This is a genomic window from Acrocarpospora pleiomorpha, from assembly GCF_009687885.1.
Lineage (GTDB): Bacteria > Actinomycetota > Actinomycetes > Streptosporangiales > Streptosporangiaceae > Acrocarpospora > Acrocarpospora pleiomorpha.
Window position 1 is genome coordinate 1 of record NZ_BLAF01000055.1, and the last position, 17,431, is coordinate 17,431.

Sequence of the window (17,431 nt, forward strand, 5' to 3'; positions counted from 1 at the left end):
ACCGGGCCGAGGGCGGAGACCAGTCTGATGGTGGTCCCGCGTGCCCGGGTGGGCACGCGGGACGGGGGTCAGCGGGACTCGTGGGCCCGGCGGCAGGGCATGCAGTGCCGGGTCAGCGGGCGGATCTTCAGGCGCTCGTACGGAATCGAGGTGCCGCAGTCCTCGCACTGGCCATAGTCGCGTTCGGAGAGGCGGGCCAGGCCCTTCTCGATTTCCGCGATGGCCCGTTCCGTGGCGGCGAGGTCGGCCAGGGTGCGCTGGCGCAGGTCTCCGTCGCCTTCCGTGGTCTCGACCAGAGTGTGGAGTTCCTGGAGGCGGGAGGTCCGCCACATGTGCTGTTCCCGCAGTTCCTCGGCGATGGCGTCGGTCTGGACCCGGCTGAGCCCGGTGTCGCTCATGCTGCCATCTCTTTCGCGGTGAGGCGGGCGCAGTCGGGGCACCGCTGCTCGTGCGGAGCCTGGAACAGGACGGTGAGCGGGATGAACGTGCCGCAGCGCTGGCAGGCGCCGTACAGCCCTCGGTCTATCCGTTCGATGGCGGATTCGATGGCGGCGAGCTGAGCGAGCAGGCGGTGCTGGGCACCTGACCGTTCCAGCTCGTTCCTGGCGGCGGAGCGGCGCTCCTCCAGCAGGGCGCGAAGCTGTTCGAGCCGGGCCAGGTGCCACTCGTAGTCCTGAATGAACGTGTGCAAAGACGCCATGACGGTGTCACTCCTAGCGTGAGAATTCAGCGATCCCGCGCGTTCGCGGCAGATCGATGAGCCCCAGGCGCGGTTCGCGCGCGGGGGAAGGAGAGAACCTCTAGAGCGTCGGCGGGCTACGCGAGCCCGGCGCGCGATGCCCCGACTGCTGGGGGTCGCGAATGTCGGCCGAGCCCGCGTCGGGCCAGGCCAGTCGGGTTCCGGACACCGGTTGCGCCCACCTGGCCACGGGCCACAGGCGGGACGCGTGACCGGGCGCCCCGGTCAACGGCGGCAGCGCCAGGGCCGCGGACGTTTGCGTGAACGGCGTGATCACGTCGGTCGCGCACGGGTTGGAGTCCCGTCCCGGATCGCTCGTGGCCCACGCCGGAGTGGAGGCGAACATGACGAGTGCGAGCAGGAGAAGACCCACCGCCGCCGTGAAGGAGGCGGAGCCACAGGGTCTCCGGAGCCGCATAATCCCGACCATAGCCCACCTCAGGCACCAGAACGCGGGCTAGGCTGGGCGGTCACCGGCCGGGAGGAGGCGTCGTGCGGACCAGGTTGCCCGCCGTCCTGCTCCTGGTGGCATGGCTGCTGCCCGTCACCCTTCACGCCTCCGGGGTGACCGGAATCACGGCCACGCCGAGCGCGGTCTCGTGGCAGGCCGAGCAGCAGCAGCCTGTCGGCCGCGCGCTGCCCCTCGCGCAGGTCCGTACCGCCCACGAAGTGCCCGGAACGGCTTGGCACGCCGTTCTCGCCTCCGGCGCGCCCCTCTTGCGCGCCGTCTGGCACGACTCCTCGTTGCCCGGCGACGATCGGGCTCGCCCTACTCCCCGCCGCTGCGCGCCGCCCGCGCGCGCCCCGCCCTCCACGCAGCTCTGACCAGCTCTTTCTTTCCCGCACATCCGAGCCTGTGGAGGGTTCCGTGTCCCGTGCGCCTGTTTGGCGTGCGCTGGCGGCGCTGGCCGTCATCGTCACCTCGATCATCATCACCGTAAGTCTCTCGCCCCGCCTGGGCCTCGACCTGCGAGGCGGCACCCAGCTCGTCTTCGAGGCAAGAGACTCACCGACCGTCAAAGCCGACTCCGAATCCGCCGACCGCGCCCTGGACGTGCTGCGCCGCCGAGCCGACGCGCTCGGCGTGGTCGATCCCACCCTGATCCGTTCCGGCGAGCGGCGGATCGTCGTGGAACTGCCCGGCATCCTGGACCCCACTCAGGCCGCCGAGGTCATCGGCAGGACCGCGCAGCTGAGCATCCATCCCGTACTCGCTCTCGCCGAGGAGACCGACCAGACCGCGCCGCGCGACGAAAACGGCCAGCGGTTGCGGATCGGCCCCGCCGCGATCAGCGGCGACGGCATCACCGGCGCGGGCGAGCGCACCGACCCGCAGCGCGGGCCCGGCTGGTCGGTCGAGATCAACTTCCGCGACGCCCGGGCGTGGCAACAATTGACTGGCGAAGTGGCCTGCGCGGCGCCGGGAGACCCGAGACGCAGGATCGCGATCGTCCTCGACCAGAAGATCATCTCCTCACCGCAGCTCAACCCCTCGATAGCTTGCGGGGCGGGCATCCCCGGCGGCTCGACCGACATCACCGGCTCGTTCGGGTACGAGGCGGCGCGCGATCTGGCCGTGCTCATCAAGGGGGGCGCGCTGCCGGTCCCGCTCGACCTGGTCGAGCAGCGCAGCGTCGGCCCGACTCTCGGCGCGGACGCGATCGACGCCAGCGCCAAGGCCGCGATCACCGGACTCATCCTGACCACCTTGTTCATCATCGTCGTCTACCGCCTGGCCGGCTTGCTCGCCGCCGTCGCCCTGGCCGGCTACGGCCTCATCTCGTACGCCGTGCTGGTGGCCATGGGCGCCACCTTCACTCTCTCCGGCCTGGCCGGTTTCGTCCTGGCCATCGGCATCGCCATCGACGCCTGCGTTCTGATCTTCGAACGCGCCAGGGAGGAGTACGGCCGCGCTCCCCGGCGCGGCCTCAGAGCCGATCTGGACCTGGGCTTCAAGCACGCGTGGAGCGCCATCGCCGACTCCAACATCACCACGCTGATCGCCGCCGGCATCCTGTTCTGGCTGGCTTCCGGGCCGGTGAAGGGCTTCGGCGTGACGCTGGGGATCGGGGTGCTGGCCTCGCTCGTCTCGGCGATGCTGATCACCCGCGTGCTCACCCAGGCGGTCATCGGCCGGGTCGGGCCGAAAGCGTCCGGCATCGGGTCGGCCGGGCGGATCAGGTCGTGGCTCACCCGCAGGAACCCCTCGATCATGGCGGCCCGCCGCTGGTGGCTGGCAATCGCGGGCGGGTTGGTCGCGGTCGCGCTGGCCGGGACGCTCACCCAGGGCCTGAACTTCGGCGTCGAGTTCACCGGAGGCAGAGCCGTCGAGTTCACCACCTCCGGCACCGTGCCGGGCGATGTCGCCCGACGGGCGGTCGCCGACGCCGGTCACCCGTCCGCCGTGGTGCACTCCTCGGCCGGGCTCGTCTCCATCCGGGCCGGGCAGCTCACCCCCGAGGACGTCGCCAGAATCCAGGACTCCTTGCGGGGCCACGCGGGCGAGGTGACCAAGCGCCGGGACGAGTTCATCGGCCCCAGCATGGGCGCGGAACTGCGCCGCAACGCCGCCATCGCGATCATCGTCGCCATGGCCGCCCAGCTGGTCTATCTGGCCGTACGGTTCCGGTGGACCTTCGGCGTGGCGGCGGTGCTGGCCCTGCTGGTGGACGTCGCCGTGGTGCTCGGGCTGTTCGCCTGGCTGGGCAAGCCGGTGGACGGCATCTTCCTGGCCGCGATGCTCACCATCGTCGGCTATTCCGTCAACGACAAGGTGGTGGTCTTCGATCGGGTCAGGGAGCTGTGGTCGAGTAAGGACCATCTCCCCGAAGCCGTGAACAGCGCGATCCTGCAGACCGTCCCCCGGACGATCAACACCGGCCTCGGCGCCCTGTTCATCCTCGGCGCCCTGGCCGTCTTCGGCGCCGACTCCCTCCACAACTTCGCCATCGCCCTGGTCACCGGCATCGTGGCGGGCACCCTGTCCTCCTCGTTCGTCGCGGGCCCCATCGCCATCGCCCTGAACCGCTTCGACCGCAATCCACCTACTTCTCGGCCCCAAAGCCCCCGCTGACCTGGCTTGTCGTCACCGCACTTCGACCGCATGGGGGGAGGGCCCGGTCAGCGGGTGACCACGCCGCAGCCTCTCGTCGAGATGTTGTCGAGGCTGCGCAGGAGCCGCCACGGTGGAGACGTCCGAGGACGTGCCTGGAACATCCTCGGACGTCCTGCCAGGTGGCCGCGCCAGGGGTACCACGCTTGTGATCTTTTTTTGGGGATTTGTCTCGGCAAAGTGAATTGTCAGGAGATCTATAGGTTTGTCAAAGGTTGGGTAGATGCGCAGGCATCACGCTGACCCGCATGATGTCTCGACGGTCGGGTGAGATCCCCGGAGTTGGCCGGTGGATCGGGCTTTGGCGGAAAATGGTGTTCCCCGCCGTGTCAGTGATCATGGTCATGACCGGCGTCCCGGGCGCGGTGGCGTTACCCCGCGTGCGCCTCCGGGCCCTCCATGCTTCCCCCGACTCCAAGGTGGCCACCGTGGCCAAGGCGACCTTCTCCACATCGTCACGCGCCAACCTGACCCGGAACCTCGCCACCTACCTGAAGGACCGCTCCGGCCAGGCGTCGATACAGATCCACGACCTGTCCACCGGCATCACCTACGGCTACAACACCGGCCTGCGAACCGTCACCGCGAGCATCGTCAAGGTCGACATTCTCGCCGCACTCCTGCTACGCGCACAGCAGGACGCCCGGAAACTCACCGCAACCGAACGAAACCTGGCCAAACTCATGATCACACTCAGCGACAACGACGCGGCCACCACACTCTGGAACCAGATCGGCGGCGCACCGGGCCTGGCCACCGCCAACCGCAAACTCGGCCTACGCGACACAACACCCGGCCCCGGCGGCTACTGGGGCTCAACCACCACCAGCGCCGCCGACCAACTCCGCATCCTCCGATCCCTCACCTCCAAAACCAGCCCACTAAACGCCGAAAGCCGCCGCTACATCCTGGGCCTGATGGCGGACGTCACCCCCGCCCAGGCCTGGGGCATCAGCGCGGCTGCCAGCGACAACGACACGACGGCCGTCAAGAACGGCTGGCTACCCCGCACGGCCGACAGCGGACGCTGGACAATCAACAGCATCGGCCGCATCCACGGCAACGGCCACGACTACCTGATCGCCGCCATTTCCCGACGAAACTCCTCCATGCCGGACGGCATCACCACGGTCGAGCACATCGCCGAACTGACCGTCGAGGCCCTGAACAGAAATCCAGCGCCATAACCCCGCGATCATTCAGACCCGTGGAGTCGGATTGACGACCAATAAACCAATTCGGCCACGTTCCTGAGCACCAGGTCACGGGGCGGGTCGTGCCGGATGGCACGCTTGAGGATCGAATGAACCGTTTGTATTCCGATATGTCACCATTGCGCGTATGTCTTCACATCCGCTCGCTTGCGCGTGTTGCGGTGGACCACTTGATCCTAACGATCGTCGCTTCAACTACCGGCTACCCGACCCCGTAGCAGAGTTGCCGGACGAGGAGATCGAGAGCCGAGTGGCAGGCGGACCCCATGTGTTCGTTGTCGAGGGCATGGGCCAGTTTCTTCGTGTTCTCCTGCCGGTTGCACTGGATGACGGCCGCCGTGTCACCTTCGGAGTCTTCGTCGCGGTCAGTTCACAGGCGTACGAGAGCGCGCGAGGCAGCAGGTGATGACGAGAAGTACTCGCACCTCACTTACTCTGGCCTGCTGGCCAACGCGATCAAGCCATGGGGGGACGAACTTCTGGGAGCTGAAGTTGATCTGGCCGTCCTCGACCCGCGCAGCATGGCCTATGTCGTGGGAAGCAAACATCAGGCAGTCGCCCGCGTCCTTCAGGAGCGGTGGCCTGCTTCCGAGGTTCTCGAAGCCCGAGCTGGCTGATGGCTGCGTGACCAAATGTGTGACAACGGAAATGGACGACCATGGGCACTGGCGGCTGGCAGCAGAGCATTTCTGCACGCGGGCAACTCGATGCGGCAACTTCAAACTCGGCAGAAGGGCCCGCGCTGAGAGCGGCCAAAGCTCAAGCACAGTTGCGTTCTGCCCATTCCGCTTGCGTTTGTAGCGGCCCATTCATCAGCTTGTGGGCGATCTCCGTCTTCGTCGCTACATCAAGGTTCTCCGATAACTGATCAAAGGATGAGGCAGGACGTCCAACAGCGAAAAGACCTGCGTGCCGTCTCGGACGGTCAACAGCAGCATGCAGCGCCAATGCGGCGAGTCGACACCAGATCAGGCCTGCACTCACCAAGGGTGCATAGGCCATGGACAAGTACCCCCCGCTGGAGAAGGCAATCGGTCGTGCATCACCCGGCGACCCTTGAACTGCTGGCCAAGTAGGACGGGCCGGACGGCCTGCGAGCCGCCGGACGCGACCAGCTCTTGGGCCTCGCCAAGCCCCTCGCCCCACGCATGGCCGAGCGGCTGGCCGCCGACATCGCGTGCCGCGCTGAAGGCGCAGACCGTGGTAGTCCCGGGCACTACGTCCGCCTTGCTGGTCCTCCCGCACTCGGCTCGCTCGCCGCGGAGCGTGCACGACCAACGTAATCAGGTAGCCTCCGAGGTGGAGGAGATGCTCGACGCGCACCCTCTCGCCAAGATCCTGATCACTATGCCCGATCCGCAGACCCCGGCTTAGGGATCAAGACCCGCCGCGCCGGAAGCGGCCAATACTGTTCCTCCCGAAGTTCGTCGGCCAACTCATCAAAGAGTCGGACGACGCCGTACTCCTCGACCTCGGCCAGAGTGATATTGCCGATACCCGGAGCGCCGTTGTTGGCACGCATCAGGACCGCCCGCGCTGCAGAACGTCTCTGCGGCACTTGTCATACAACGCTTGGAATCTTCGCCCGGGATCGACCTTGGCCGCCCGGTACAGCACATGCTGCATAGCTCGGACCGGATCACGCGGAACCCGCGGTTCCCGCGACCCCGACGCGGCGGGACTCGCCTGACCGGCACTCACCGGGCCCTTCCTCAACAGACACTGCGCATCGACGAAGCAGCGGCCCTTCCCTCACCGCCGGTTATGTTGTCCGGTCGGCTCAAGCAGTAGTACGGTCGCCTCCGACGCCCACCCGGCAGTGATCCTTCCCGGCGTGAACCGGTTATAAGACGCCACGCTCCGACAACACAGCCGCAGGTCATCGGGCCGGGGAGGGCCTCTCCAGTTCCCGTCGTCACCATCAATACGTTCCGTGCCCCATACGCCGGGGAGTCCTCGCGGCTGCGCTCCAGGCTCTCCACCGCTTCCAGGGCGTTCACCCTGATTTCGGGGGCTCGGTTCTCCCTGTTCCCGATCTTGCGACCCGGACCTCTAGCGACGCCGCAGACATCGCGTCACGCTACGGACCGCACCTTCGCTCCCCCAACGGGGCTTTCGACACTGGGCTTCGACGCCAGGAGTTTCTCCCTGACGCCGCCAGTCAGCTACCGGGCCTCCGGACAGCTACCCGGACCGGACTTCCACCGGCAGGTGACGACGAGCTTACGAACACCAGGATCTGCCGTTATGCCACGACTTCACCTCGTGTCTCGTGTCCTGCTGGGCGCACGAAGGATCGAGGCTAGGGCTTTGTGGATCTTCCGCCAGACCCAGGCATTCACCGACACATCTGCATCACCCAATCGGGCATGGTGAAGCCGACTGGCCAGATGCTAGCCTCAAAAGGCACGTCGACTGCGGTTTAGGTGATGAGTGGATCGCTGTATCCCTACCGTGTTCCTTGGTGATCGCCATATGGTGAGGCTCAACTACGTGTTGCGGTCCGTTAGTGGAACCGCTCGTGGGCGGCGCTTGTTTGCGGCCAACACGCTCGTCGCTTTTGGTCTAGTTTCTGCGTTGGTTCAATTCGTCGGCCAACTGATGCCGGCGGTTCTACCAGGAACGGGGACGACCGTCCCAGCGTCGATCCTTGCGTGTCTGTTCTGGGGGGTGTTTCGCGCTGCTCCACGCCAAAGGTTGTCTCACGAGTTCCAGAACCCACAAATAACAATCTCGATGGTGGTCGGTGATCTATTCGAACAGGACGCCGATATCGTCGTGGGGTTTACCGATACCTTCGACACCTCGATCAGCGACGGGGGAGTGATCAGCAGCTCCACTGTACAGGGGCAACTTGTGTTGCGGCACTATGATGGTGATCATCGGCGCCTCGACAAGGACCTTAGCGGCGCGTTATCACGCACCATCCCCATCGCTCGGGAAACTCGTCAGACCAAGCAGCGAGGAAAGCTGCTCCGCTATCCTCTAGGAACGGTGGCGGTGATCGGCAGGCCGCACCGGCACGTCTTCGCGGTCGCCTACAGCCACATGGGAAGAGACAATGTCGCCCAGTCCTCACTAAAGGATCTCTGGCTGAGCCTTGAACGACTTTGGAACGCGGTCCACCAGCACGGTCAGCGCCGTCGACTCGCGATGCCCATCATCGGCTCCGGCTTAGCGCGCATCGACGTTCTCAACAGGGAAGGTCTGCTGCGGATGATCCTACTGTCTTTCATCGCGCAATCCCGGCAGGCTGTGGTCTGCAATGAACTGCTTATCGTGATCCACCCAAATGATCTTGGTGAGGTCGATCTTCTGGAGATGGCGGCCTTTCTCAAGTCTTTCTAGATGACTGGTGCTTTCTGTCGCTCGTGGTGATTTCCCTTCACGTACCCGCGGTGATGGTTATCGAACACCCGATGTGCGGGAGATAGAGAGATAGTGGTGGCGGAAATAATAAAAAAAACGGGGCCGTACGACCGCGAGATGAGCTGCTCTAATGTGACCCACTCGGGACGGTCCGCCGTCGACATTGGTATACGAATCGGACACCCGCGCCCCTTGTAACGAGGCTGAGCCGGTAGCTCAGCGCAACGTGGTGGTGGAGGATTCTCAATTAATACCAGTCAACTAGAAGGTATGGATGTTGGAGGCTCTGGAGGTGCACGGTCGTATGCGTCAAGGTCAGCGAAACGTCGAGGAATTCGCCAGTCACTGCCCTGATCGTCCACCGCGCAGCCAGCCGACTTGAGGCGTTCGACGAGCTTGCCGGTGGAGATGGCTGAGCCGTCGAAGCGGATGACATTGCGCCCCGCCAGGTCAGCGATGGGACGCAGGCCACCGATCTCGACAATGATCGTTCGCTGTGGGTATGCCATGAGTACCATGCCGAGTTCGATCAGGACGTTGGGCCGAGGCTGACAGGTCGGCTTGGTCTCGAAAATAGGCTCAGACTTACCATGTAGATCGGGGTGGAGATGGACGAGGTCATCCGGAGTCAGGAGTACGACGGCCGCCTGTGCCTGGGCTGGCGCACGCTGGACGACGTCTCCAAGGAACGGCGCGGTGCTGTCGGAGGCCGCAACGAGTGGCTCCCACTCCAGTGGCTTGAGGTCAAGGGCTCGCATGAATTCGAACATGCGCTCTCGCACTGTCTCGTCGCGACCATAGACGACGAATACATTGCGTCTGACGTCTACGGTATCGCTTTGCGAATGCGACTCAGCACGTGGGCCGGTGAAAATTTTCTGCCTCGACTGTGATCGTTTCGCAGTGGAACCGTCCAATTCTGAGTTCTGTGTGAAGGTCAGTTCTTGGCGCCGCAGCAGTTGTAACTTATCGGCCGTGATCTCGCCTAGCCGCCGCACATGGTGTTGAGCCGCTTCAATATATGCCAGGTCGTCCTCGAGTTGCTTACCGAACCAGTTCGCCAGGGCCGATTCATCGCCGAACACACTCCGGTCGGGGTTGTCGGCGGAGTACTGGCCCAGCACTGCGGCCATATTATCGGCGGCGATCTTGACCGTCCGCTGCATGATCCGCAGTCGTGTCATCACATCGAGAAGGTCAGCTTCGTTCGTGTGCAGGAGGCTCAGCCGTTCCTCTAGGGTTGCCGTCGAGTCGGGATCGACCTTGCCAATGCCCCCTTCCGTGTGGCCCCGAAGGTCGCGTATTCGTTTTCCCTGGTCATGCACCCGCACCTGATACCGGATCTTCGCGGCATGAAGAAGGTACCGCGCGAAGGGCGGCATGTGCTCATCTCCACGCGACCAGGTCCAGGCGCTCAGCGCGGCATCGTGGTTCTCGGCGGCAACAACAATGATCCGCCGTTCGATCCGCGCGTCTTCAAATGGAGATGGCTCCCAAAGGGCCAGCCCGCCATCTGCGCGAAATGCGCGCTTCCACCAATCGCTGTCGTGGGTGGCGAAGGGCAGCAAGGGACGGATGGCGGCGGCCAGATCTGCAGACGGGTGCGCCTTTGCAGCGTTATCGCTATGCACCCTGGCGAGGTACAGACGCGCTACTCCGAGCAGCGGATCGAGGGCGTCGTTGGCGATCTCGTTCCACCGCCGGTCGAACTCCGCCCACCCCGAGCGGGAATAGCACCCTATCCGGGCCGTCACGCGACGGTGCTCCGAGTGGGGATGCTGTGGCTCCGCAGCGAAAGCACATGAGAGATTTAGTACGTCATGTACTCGTCGAACGATCGCCTGCGTGCTTGCATCGGGCCCTTCGAAGGCAGCGACGGTCTGGGCCAAGCCAAGCGCATCGAGTTCGGCGGGCAGTTCAGTCGGCAGACGCCTGCCTGGAATTGCCTCTACTCTGCCAAGCCTGCGCTGGAGGCCAAGCCACAACGCGCGAATCTGCGCATAAGCCTCATTCGCGCGCGGACCGTCCAGCGGGGCGAAAATATGGACAACAAGCTCCTGATCAATGATGTGCGGGCTCATCGTCAGGCATCTCCAGCTTCGGCCTCATCTGCGGCGGCAGTGCTTGGCAATGGCGCCGTGTCCCCGCCCAGAGAATGGATCAACTGATTCGTACGGTCCCGGATTCGCGGCGGGGGTGGAACCAGGGAGGTGCTTCCGATCCGAGTGATGCGAGTGGGACCCATCAACTCCAACTCAGCAGTCACATGACGCAACGCCTCGCCATCACCGATAGCGAGGGCTTCCTGCATCCGAGTCACGACCGGTTCGATCCGTTCCCAGTGCCCTGGGGAGGATCTCCATCGAAGCAGATCACCAAGGACGGCCAGGGCCTCTTCAACGGTCTCCTGCGTGGCGACTGAGATTTCGGGGGAATGATGTGTGTTATCCGGTAGGCGCATGTGCTGACCCTAGCAACGGTATAACGTGGGCGGATGGCTGCTAGGAAGAACAGCCGCGAGATCGGGGCGGCGTCCTCAGGTATGCGAGCGTCTACCGACTTTCGCCATGGCTCCCCGGGATACTGATCGTGGATCACGAGATCAGTGAGGACATGATGCGTGGGAAGCGTGCCCGTGCGGCGGTTGACGAGCGGCTCGACCGGTTCAACTTCTCAGGTGGGCTGCCCCGCGAGGTACAAAAGAGACTCCGGGGCATCGGTGATGACCCATCCGGCTGGGCGTCGATTGCACACGATCTGCTGAGCACCGGCGCGGCCAAACTGAGCCAATCAGGTGTGCACGCGATAGCCGCGCTTATGGACTTCGCGCTGAAGGAGACTTCACCGTGGCATCCGCTGCGTGAGCAATACGTCCGATACTACGGTGCCGCACTCGCTATCTTGGCCGAGGAATACGGCGATCTCGCCACAATCGACGAGGCGAACGAAGCTTTGCTGGCTCAGGTTGAACGAGGTGCGGTGGATGACTCGTTTCGGCTGCTGGTATATCACGGGTTGGAACGCATGGCTCAGCTCCGGCAAGAGCTTGATCCTGGTATCCCTACGACCGAAGACCTCATCCAAACTCGCATACGGCTTATTTCTCTCATGAGCTTCCACGACCCGGAGACTGCCGGGATCATGGCCAGGCTTGGCATGTCCTACCTCGACCGGCGCGACGGTACAGCCGCCGACCTGGACAGAGTGACCGAGGCCGTTCAATGGACCCAACAGGCGCTCGAATGTGCCGACAACGGCCATCCAGAACTAGGACGCATCTTGCACTATGCGGGAATAGCGTTGAGGAGCCAGTATGAGGTCGCCGCTGACACGGTGGCGTTGATGGAGGCGGTCCGGTTGGTCCGGCGGGCCGTCCAGTGGTATGCGACAAAACTGCCAGACGATCTGTGGCCACAAGCGGATTTGGCCGACCTCCTGCGACTCGAGTACGAGGTGCGCGGCGATCACGCGATTGTGGATGAGGCGATCGGGCACTTCCACTCCTGCCTCGCGAAGCTGCCCAATGGAGGAGTGAAGGCGGGCCTTCTACTGGGGAGTTTGAGTCATGCCCTGTACGCACGTTATCAAACAACCGGCGATGGCCAGGACCTGGAGCAGGCAATTTATACGATGCATCGGGCGTCGGCCCTGGTGCCTGATGAGCATCCGGGGAAAGTTATCCTGCTCGTCAACCTCTCTGGTTTCCTTTACCTCTTGCATGAGAGGACAGGGAATGAAGAACTACATGAGGAAGCGGTCCGGATCGGGCGTGCTGTTACGGCGACGGATAACACTACACGAGTTGGTTTGCTGGCGCTCAACACTCTCGGTTCGAACCTTTTGCAACGATTTTTTCGAACCAGGGATAGGCGAGTTCTAGTTGAGGCAATCGATGTGCTGGCCCGCTGTGTGGCAGCAACGCCAGAGAGGTCTCCAGACCGCGCGGGCCGACTCAACAACCTCGGTCAAGCAGAGTATTTATATTTCCTACAGACCGGCGAAATGAAGGCGCTTGATCGATCGATCTCCCTTGGCCGTGAGGCGCACGCCGAGCTTCCTTTCCACCATCGGCATCGTCATGGAATACTGAGTGAACTTGGTAGCCGGCTACAACGTCGTTACCTCGAGATTAATGACGTCTCTGCAATTGAGGAAGCCGCCGAACTGTTCCAGGAAGTCATTGCCACGAGTCCGGAGTCCGACCCCGACCGACCAGGCTTCTTTGCCAAAGCCGCCACGGTGCTGACAAACCTGTACAAGCAGGTAGGGCGGCCGCAAATCCTCGAGGAGGCCATCAGTGTTGCCCGCAATGGGCTTCGGGGGCTTCCAGACGAACATGCCATGCGTACGAGTCTATTGACAACGCTCGGCCACGCTCTGGCTGTTAAATACTTCGATGCCAATGATCAAGCCTGCGAGCGAGAGGCGCGGTCATTGTTCCTGGCCGCATCGCGGCTCGACAGCCCACCCGGCAACCAGATCGCCAGTGCCCGGATGGCTGCGAATCTGGCCATGGCCAACGGCGACTGGGACGATGCCACCAATGCGCTCGGCCATGCCATCTCACTGCTGCCGCAGTTGGCGTCTCGAAGACTAAATCGCAGCGACCAGGAACGATTGCTAGTGGACGTGAGCGGGCTGGCGCAGGATGCTTGCGCCAGCGCCCTGCGAGTCGGAGATCGCGAACGTGCGCTCACCTTACTGGAGCAGGCTCGCGGTATTCTTATTTCCCAGATGCTTGAGGCCCGCAGCGAACTCACAATACTGAGGGACCACTATCCCGATGCCGCTGACCAACTCGAAAACTTGCGTGATCGGCTGACTGACCTTTCGAATGAGCAAGTTCTGCTCAGCAGTCATCAGACCGACGCCCATCACGAACTGGCTCGTCAGTGGGATCGGCTGATTGCCACAATTCGGAATCTGCCAGGGTTTTCGCGCTTTTTGCTTCCCCCCTCGGTCGATGAACTGCTTACGAGCGCCAAACAGGGTCCCGTGGTGGTACTAGCAATCAGCGAGCGTGGCTCGAGTGCTTTGCTCCTCACCGCTGACAAGCTCGATGTCCTGGAACTATCCGACGTAACCCCGGTCCTTGTCGAGCGGCAGGTGCGGCAGTTTGTGGCCGCCGTGGAGTCTGGGACGGCGGCCGAAGCATCCGCAGACTCATCGCCGGAAGCTCTCGATAGTAATGAGCAAGTGCTACGGACACTGGAGTGGCTCTGGGATATGATCGCCCATCCGGTGTTGGACCGCCTATGCCTGAGCAGAACCCCCACCGATGGCGCCCCGCTCCCCCGGCTGTGGTGGTGCCCGACCGGACTGCTCTCCCTACTTCCGCTACACGCTGCTGGTTATCACCGGGACACCGGTTCGGATGCCCGAACGGTGATCAGTCGGGTGATCTCCTCCTATTCCACCACGGTACGGGGACTGCTGCACGCCCGCCGCCCTCAAGGGGCCAATGGTTCCGACCAAGGAGAACGGCTTGGATCCGACGTCTGCGCCCTTGTCGTGCCGATGTCGCGCACTTCGGGAGCCGATGATCTTCCGGGATCGGACTGTGAGGCGGACATTCTCCGTACGCGACTGCCCGCACAGGTAACTGTCCTTCAGGCGCCAGACGCTCATCGTGACCGGGTGCTGATGGAGCTTCCTGAACACCGCTGGGCTCACTTCGCTTGCCATGCGGTCAGTAATCCCGATCATCCCTCCGCAAGCCATCTGCTTCTGAATGATCACATGCTCCATCCTCTGACCGTCTCAGACATTGCGGCCTTGCACCTTGAGCAGGCAGAATTCGCTTATCTGTCAGCATGCTCGACAGCCCAGGCAGGTGGCAGACTTACTGATGAGGCGTTTCATCTTGCTTCTGCCTTCCAACTCGCTGGCTATCGAAACGTCATCGCGACCTTGTGGCCAATCCGCGACCGCCCGGCAGTTCATTTCATGAAGGGCATTTATAGCATTATCGCTGTCCGTGGGACGGCTTCTACCGCCCAGGCACTACATACCACGACCTGCCGACTTAGAGATCGATGGCCTAACAATCCAGAGGTATGGGCTGCGTACATCCACATCGGGCCCTGATGATAGAAGGAGAGTCGATCCGCTAATCGAACGACCTGGGCCGGGACATTGTATCGTTAGATTCGGCTTAGCCCACACCGGGGTCCCCTGATGAGCGTTCCATATCTCCGTCTAGGGAATGTATCATTTGACTTACACGATCCCGAACCGCTGCCGGTGGAGGTACAGTCGGCGTGTCCCCGATTCGTGTGTTCCGCGTAGTTCCTGCTAGGGCAAGGTCTGCAACAGCACTCCAGGCTGTTGTCATATTGCTGTCAGCGAAGGCCGCCTGCATATGGGCCAAGATCTGTTCGATTCGTCCCCATCGCTTTAGAGAGGTTCGCCAGAGCAGCAGATCACTGAGAATTGCTAGAGTATCAGCGGCCATCTCTTGCTCATCCAGGTGCTCACCCATGTGAATGGTTTGGCGGCTAGCGGGACTATTGTTTTGCTGCTGGGCATGCGGGCTGGCGTTCTGGACGGAACCAGTATTGCCGGTAATTGTAACACTACTGTCTATTACAACTCCTCGCGAATTCAGAAGATATTCATCGAGCTTCCGCCAAATCTTGATTACATTACCCACATTCCTTCCTTGGTCGATGATCACGGTGCTTGGTTGAGAGACGCTTTCAACATGCACCCATCCATCGTCGGTGACTGAAATTGAAATTTTCTCCTTGAACTTTGAGAGCCAGCGCTTCAGGACAAATGACACCATTATCTCTTCGAAGAAGCTTAAATCGCGTGTATCGGAGTACTGCCCATCTGTAGATTCAGCTTGAATCATCCCTGAGTGGTGTTCCGATTTGGTGATCAAGAAACCGCATGGCTGCATTGCATCGCAGCAAGCTTGAAAGATTCGATCTCTGGGGGCTTGATATTGCCTCGAGTCTCGATGGCCAGCAGTCATTTCTCCTCGTTTAGCGCATCGTCTACAGAGTACAAGACACGACACCTCGGTCTGATCAAACAGCTGCGCCTATCGAACTTGCTATCCGTAGAATTTGGGCCATATTTGTCGTAGTTGTTATGCCTTCTGTCCTGATTATCACATAGGTTCGCTACATGTGCTCGCCGTTTGTCGCCAAGCTACGGCCCCTAGGTAACGTGGATTGGTGTAACTCCAAGCTGTTGATGCATCCACCAGGCAGCAAACGAAGCATCGTGTGGGTCTCTGCGTGACCTGCCAAAGTAGCACGTGGGAAAGGACACCGATGGCCCTGGGCCAGTCTGCCCTCCTTGATGTGTGGAGTCACGATCCTGACGTAGATTGGGCGAAAACGCTCCACGATCGCTGTCGTTTGGGAACATGAGGCAGAAGAGCTGTGCCGACACTCAGACGCCGGGCCAGACCCCAGAGTCATGAGAGCTGCGGACCCAGGTGGCTAAAGTTCCCGCAGGAAAGCACTCACCGGGGTGGCCGTACTGGCCTGGTGAGGCACATTAGCGACGGACCGCGCCGATATCATGGTGTCGGTGGAACGTAACCCCATGCCTGCCGAAAACATCATCCATGCAGTTCAAGTGGTATGTAGATACTCGTGTGGGACTCCGCCGAGTCTGTCTCGTCGGCCTATGTTCAGGTCGGCAATTCGCTCTGGATCGGTGATCGGAATTGGGATCGCGCGCAGCGGAGCCGCCTGAGCGAGGGCCTGATTGTCAACGGTGCGCCAATCGTCGCTCTGCCCCACTTTGGTGATCTCGTGCGACGCAGGTCTGCCTTCGTGATCATGTCGGATGTCTGTCAGTGAGCTGTCGAGCGTTGTTTTCCCTCACCTGCATCATGTGCGGATCGATCGCGTGTCGTCGGCCGGACGGTCGGTCCGCATTGAGGCGAGCACCCACCTCGTCCACGCCCTCTGCCCGAACTGTGGCCTGGCTTCAAAGCGTGTGCACAACCGCTACCGGCGCAGGATCGGTGATACCGCGACCGGCAGCAGGGAAACGCTCATCCATCTGCGGGTCCGCCTGTTCTTCTGCCTCAACGCCGCGTGCGAGAAGCAGATTTTCGCCGAGCAGGTGCCCGGTGTGACCGTCGGGCATGGGCGGCACAGCCCAGGACTCGGTGCGGTACTCACCGCGCTGGCACTGGCCTTGGGAGTCCGGGCCCTCACGTGTCCGCACAGCTGTCCAGCGCGATGCCCCTGCTGCGGTTGATCCGCGCCCTGACTGGACCCGCCACCGGCACACCCGGGTGCTGGGCGTGGATGAATCCGCCCCTGCGCCGCGGACATCGCCGATTTCATCGCGACGTTGGAGATGTCGGATCAATCCACACTGCACTGCACTGCATTGTGGTACGCCGTTGGCGCAAACCAGTCCGCGAGGCGATCAAGAAAGGAGACATGGTCACCGAGAACTACAGCTTGTGTCTGGACGCAGAGCGTGGTTTGCGTCCACGGAGGCGGTGTAAGAGCTTCCGCTGGTAGCAGGCGTGGTGTCGTGAAATGTGGACGGCCATCGCAGGATCCTTCCGGTAGCGGTACCAAGATCGAAGGAGACAACGCGATGGCCGTGAACGACAGTGTGGACCCCGTCGGCTGGCTGGCACGCGAACTTGAGACCAGAGACCCGGATCTGTTGCGGTCCATGGTGAAGACGATAGCCGAGGCTTTGATGTTGGCCCAGGCCGACGCCGAGTGCGGAGCCGAGTATGGACAGCGACGACCCTGCGTCGGCATCACGCGCGGCAGGCCGCCCAGAAGCTCAAGGCCGGGAAGCATGGCAGGACAACGGTCTCGTCTTCTGCCGCGAGGACGGGACACCGCTCGACCGCTGGACCGTCCGGCGGGAGTTTCAGAAGATCACCAAGTGTGCAGGTCTCGGAGAGGACTGGACACCGCGCGAACTGCGGCACAGTTCGGATCCATCCTGAGCGCGCACGACTTCCCGCTAGAGGACATCAGTGGCCTTGTAGTCCACGGAAGC

14 protein-coding genes and 1 pseudogene are annotated in these 17,431 nt (G+C 62.5%); 9 read left to right on the forward strand and 6 right to left on the reverse strand.

Annotation, left to right across the window (positions count from 1 at the left end):
* Positions 1–68 precede the first annotated feature (68 nt).
* The 3 genes from Aple_RS37370 to Aple_RS37380 form a co-directional block, all read right to left on the reverse strand.
* A complete protein-coding gene (locus Aple_RS37370) occupies positions 69–398 on the reverse strand; it encodes a TraR/DksA family transcriptional regulator (RefSeq protein WP_155349484.1) in 330 nt (109 codons plus the stop codon).
* Positions 395–700, reverse strand: a complete 306-nt coding sequence (locus Aple_RS37375) for a hypothetical protein (RefSeq protein WP_155349485.1) — start codon at positions 698–700, stop codon at positions 395–397. Before Aple_RS37375 ends, Aple_RS37370 begins: the two co-directional genes overlap by 4 nt.
* Before the next feature lie 100 nt (positions 701–800).
* Positions 801–1,157 carry a hypothetical protein gene (locus Aple_RS37380; protein WP_155349486.1) on the reverse strand — a complete coding sequence of 119 codons (357 nt, stop codon included), beginning with the start codon at positions 1,155–1,157 and terminating at the stop codon, positions 801–803.
* 74 nt (positions 1,158–1,231) lie between these two features.
* Here Aple_RS37380 and Aple_RS37385 point away from each other — a divergent pair, with 74 nt between their 5' ends.
* The 5 genes from Aple_RS37385 to Aple_RS37405 all read left to right on the forward strand — a co-directional run bounded on the left by Aple_RS37385 (position 1,232) and on the right by Aple_RS37405 (position 8,413).
* Positions 1,232–1,564 carry a hypothetical protein gene (locus tag Aple_RS37385; RefSeq protein WP_155349487.1) on the forward strand — a complete coding sequence of 111 codons (333 nt, stop codon included), beginning with the start codon at positions 1,232–1,234 and terminating at the stop codon, positions 1,562–1,564.
* A 43-nt stretch (positions 1,565–1,607) separates the two neighbouring features.
* On the forward strand, positions 1,608–3,812 hold the full coding sequence (gene secD, locus Aple_RS37390; RefSeq protein WP_155349488.1) for a protein translocase subunit SecD: 2,205 nt from the start codon (positions 1,608–1,610) through the stop codon (positions 3,810–3,812).
* A gap of 365 nt (positions 3,813–4,177) precedes the next feature.
* The gene (locus Aple_RS37395) at positions 4,178–5,038 is read left to right on the forward strand and encodes a serine hydrolase (protein ID WP_155349489.1); all 861 of its coding nucleotides are present in this window, start codon (positions 4,178–4,180) and stop codon (positions 5,036–5,038) included.
* A 154-nt stretch (positions 5,039–5,192) separates the two neighbouring features.
* Positions 5,193–5,471 (forward strand): DUF2199 domain-containing protein, encoded by a 279-nt coding sequence (locus Aple_RS56455; protein ID WP_155349490.1) that lies wholly within the window; start codon positions 5,193–5,195, stop codon positions 5,469–5,471.
* Positions 5,472–7,597: 2,126 nt separating this feature from the next.
* Entirely contained in the window at positions 7,598–8,413 is an 816-nt protein-coding gene (locus Aple_RS37405) for a macro domain-containing protein (protein ID WP_155349491.1), read from the forward strand.
* Positions 8,414–8,691: 278 nt separating this feature from the next.
* On the opposite strand, the gene Aple_RS53815 is transcribed toward Aple_RS37405, so the two are convergent.
* Positions 8,692–10,515: a CATRA conflict system CASPASE/TPR repeat-associated protein gene (locus tag Aple_RS53815; RefSeq protein ID WP_218038701.1), complete on the reverse strand. Its 1,824-nt coding sequence runs from the start codon at positions 10,513–10,515 to the stop codon at positions 8,692–8,694.
* A gap of 2 nt (positions 10,516–10,517) precedes the next feature.
* Complete coding sequence (locus Aple_RS56460) at positions 10,518–10,895, reverse strand: CATRA system-associated protein (protein ID WP_373869681.1); 378 nt, start codon at positions 10,893–10,895, stop codon at positions 10,518–10,520.
* A gap of 128 nt (positions 10,896–11,023) precedes the next feature.
* Between Aple_RS56460 and Aple_RS37415 the strand changes: the two genes are divergently transcribed.
* Complete coding sequence (locus Aple_RS37415) at positions 11,024–14,521, forward strand: CHAT domain-containing protein (RefSeq protein ID WP_155349492.1); 3,498 nt, start codon at positions 11,024–11,026, stop codon at positions 14,519–14,521.
* Between the two features lie 67 nt (positions 14,522–14,588).
* On the opposite strand, the gene Aple_RS37420 is transcribed toward Aple_RS37415, so the two are convergent.
* Positions 14,589–15,290: a CATRA system-associated protein gene (locus Aple_RS37420; protein WP_155349493.1), complete on the reverse strand. Its 702-nt coding sequence runs from the start codon at positions 15,288–15,290 to the stop codon at positions 14,589–14,591.
* A 950-nt stretch (positions 15,291–16,240) separates the two neighbouring features.
* On the opposite strand from Aple_RS37420, the gene Aple_RS37425 reads away from it, so the two are divergent.
* From Aple_RS37425 to Aple_RS37430, 3 genes and pseudogenes are all read left to right on the forward strand, one after another.
* On the forward strand, positions 16,241–16,660 hold the full coding sequence (locus tag Aple_RS37425) for a transposase family protein (RefSeq protein WP_155349494.1): 420 nt from the start codon (positions 16,241–16,243) through the stop codon (positions 16,658–16,660).
* A 351-nt stretch (positions 16,661–17,011) separates the two neighbouring features.
* Positions 17,012–17,167: pseudogene (locus tag Aple_RS56655) on the forward strand (IS256 family transposase); the annotation flags it as partial.
* A complete protein-coding gene (locus Aple_RS37430; protein ID WP_155349495.1) occupies positions 17,157–17,378 on the forward strand; it encodes a tyrosine-type recombinase/integrase in 222 nt (73 codons plus the stop codon). The pseudogene Aple_RS56655 and the gene Aple_RS37430, both read left to right, overlap by 11 nt.
* Positions 17,379–17,431 lie beyond the last annotated feature (53 nt).

What these genes read in the sequence shown, in the direction of transcription:
- Aple_RS37370 (WP_155349484.1), bottom strand. Translation starts at nt 398, where the DNA reads ATGAGCGACACCGGGCTCAGCCGGGTCCAGACCGACGCCATCGCCGAG.
- Aple_RS37375 (WP_155349485.1), bottom strand. Translation starts at nt 700, where the DNA reads ATGGCGTCTTTGCACACGTTCATTCAGGACTACGAGTGGCACCTGGCC.
- Aple_RS37380 (WP_155349486.1), bottom strand. Translation starts at nt 1,157, where the DNA reads ATGCGGCTCCGGAGACCCTGTGGCTCCGCCTCCTTCACGGCGGCGGTG.
- Aple_RS56455 (WP_155349490.1), top strand. Translation starts at nt 5,193, where the DNA reads ATGTCTTCACATCCGCTCGCTTGCGCGTGTTGCGGTGGACCACTTGAT.
- Aple_RS53815 (WP_218038701.1), bottom strand. Translation starts at nt 10,515, where the DNA reads ATGAGCCCGCACATCATTGATCAGGAGCTTGTTGTCCATATTTTCGCC.
- Aple_RS56460 (WP_373869681.1), bottom strand. Translation starts at nt 10,895, where the DNA reads ATGCGCCTACCGGATAACACACATCATTCCCCCGAAATCTCAGTCGCC.
- Aple_RS37420 (WP_155349493.1), bottom strand. Translation starts at nt 15,290, where the DNA reads ATGATTCAAGCTGAATCTACAGATGGGCAGTACTCCGATACACGCGAT.
- Aple_RS37425 (WP_155349494.1), top strand. Translation starts at nt 16,241, where the DNA reads ATGTCTGTCAGTGAGCTGTCGAGCGTTGTTTTCCCTCACCTGCATCAT.
- Aple_RS37430 (WP_155349495.1), top strand. Translation starts at nt 17,157, where the DNA reads ATGGACAGCGACGACCCTGCGTCGGCATCACGCGCGGCAGGCCGCCCA.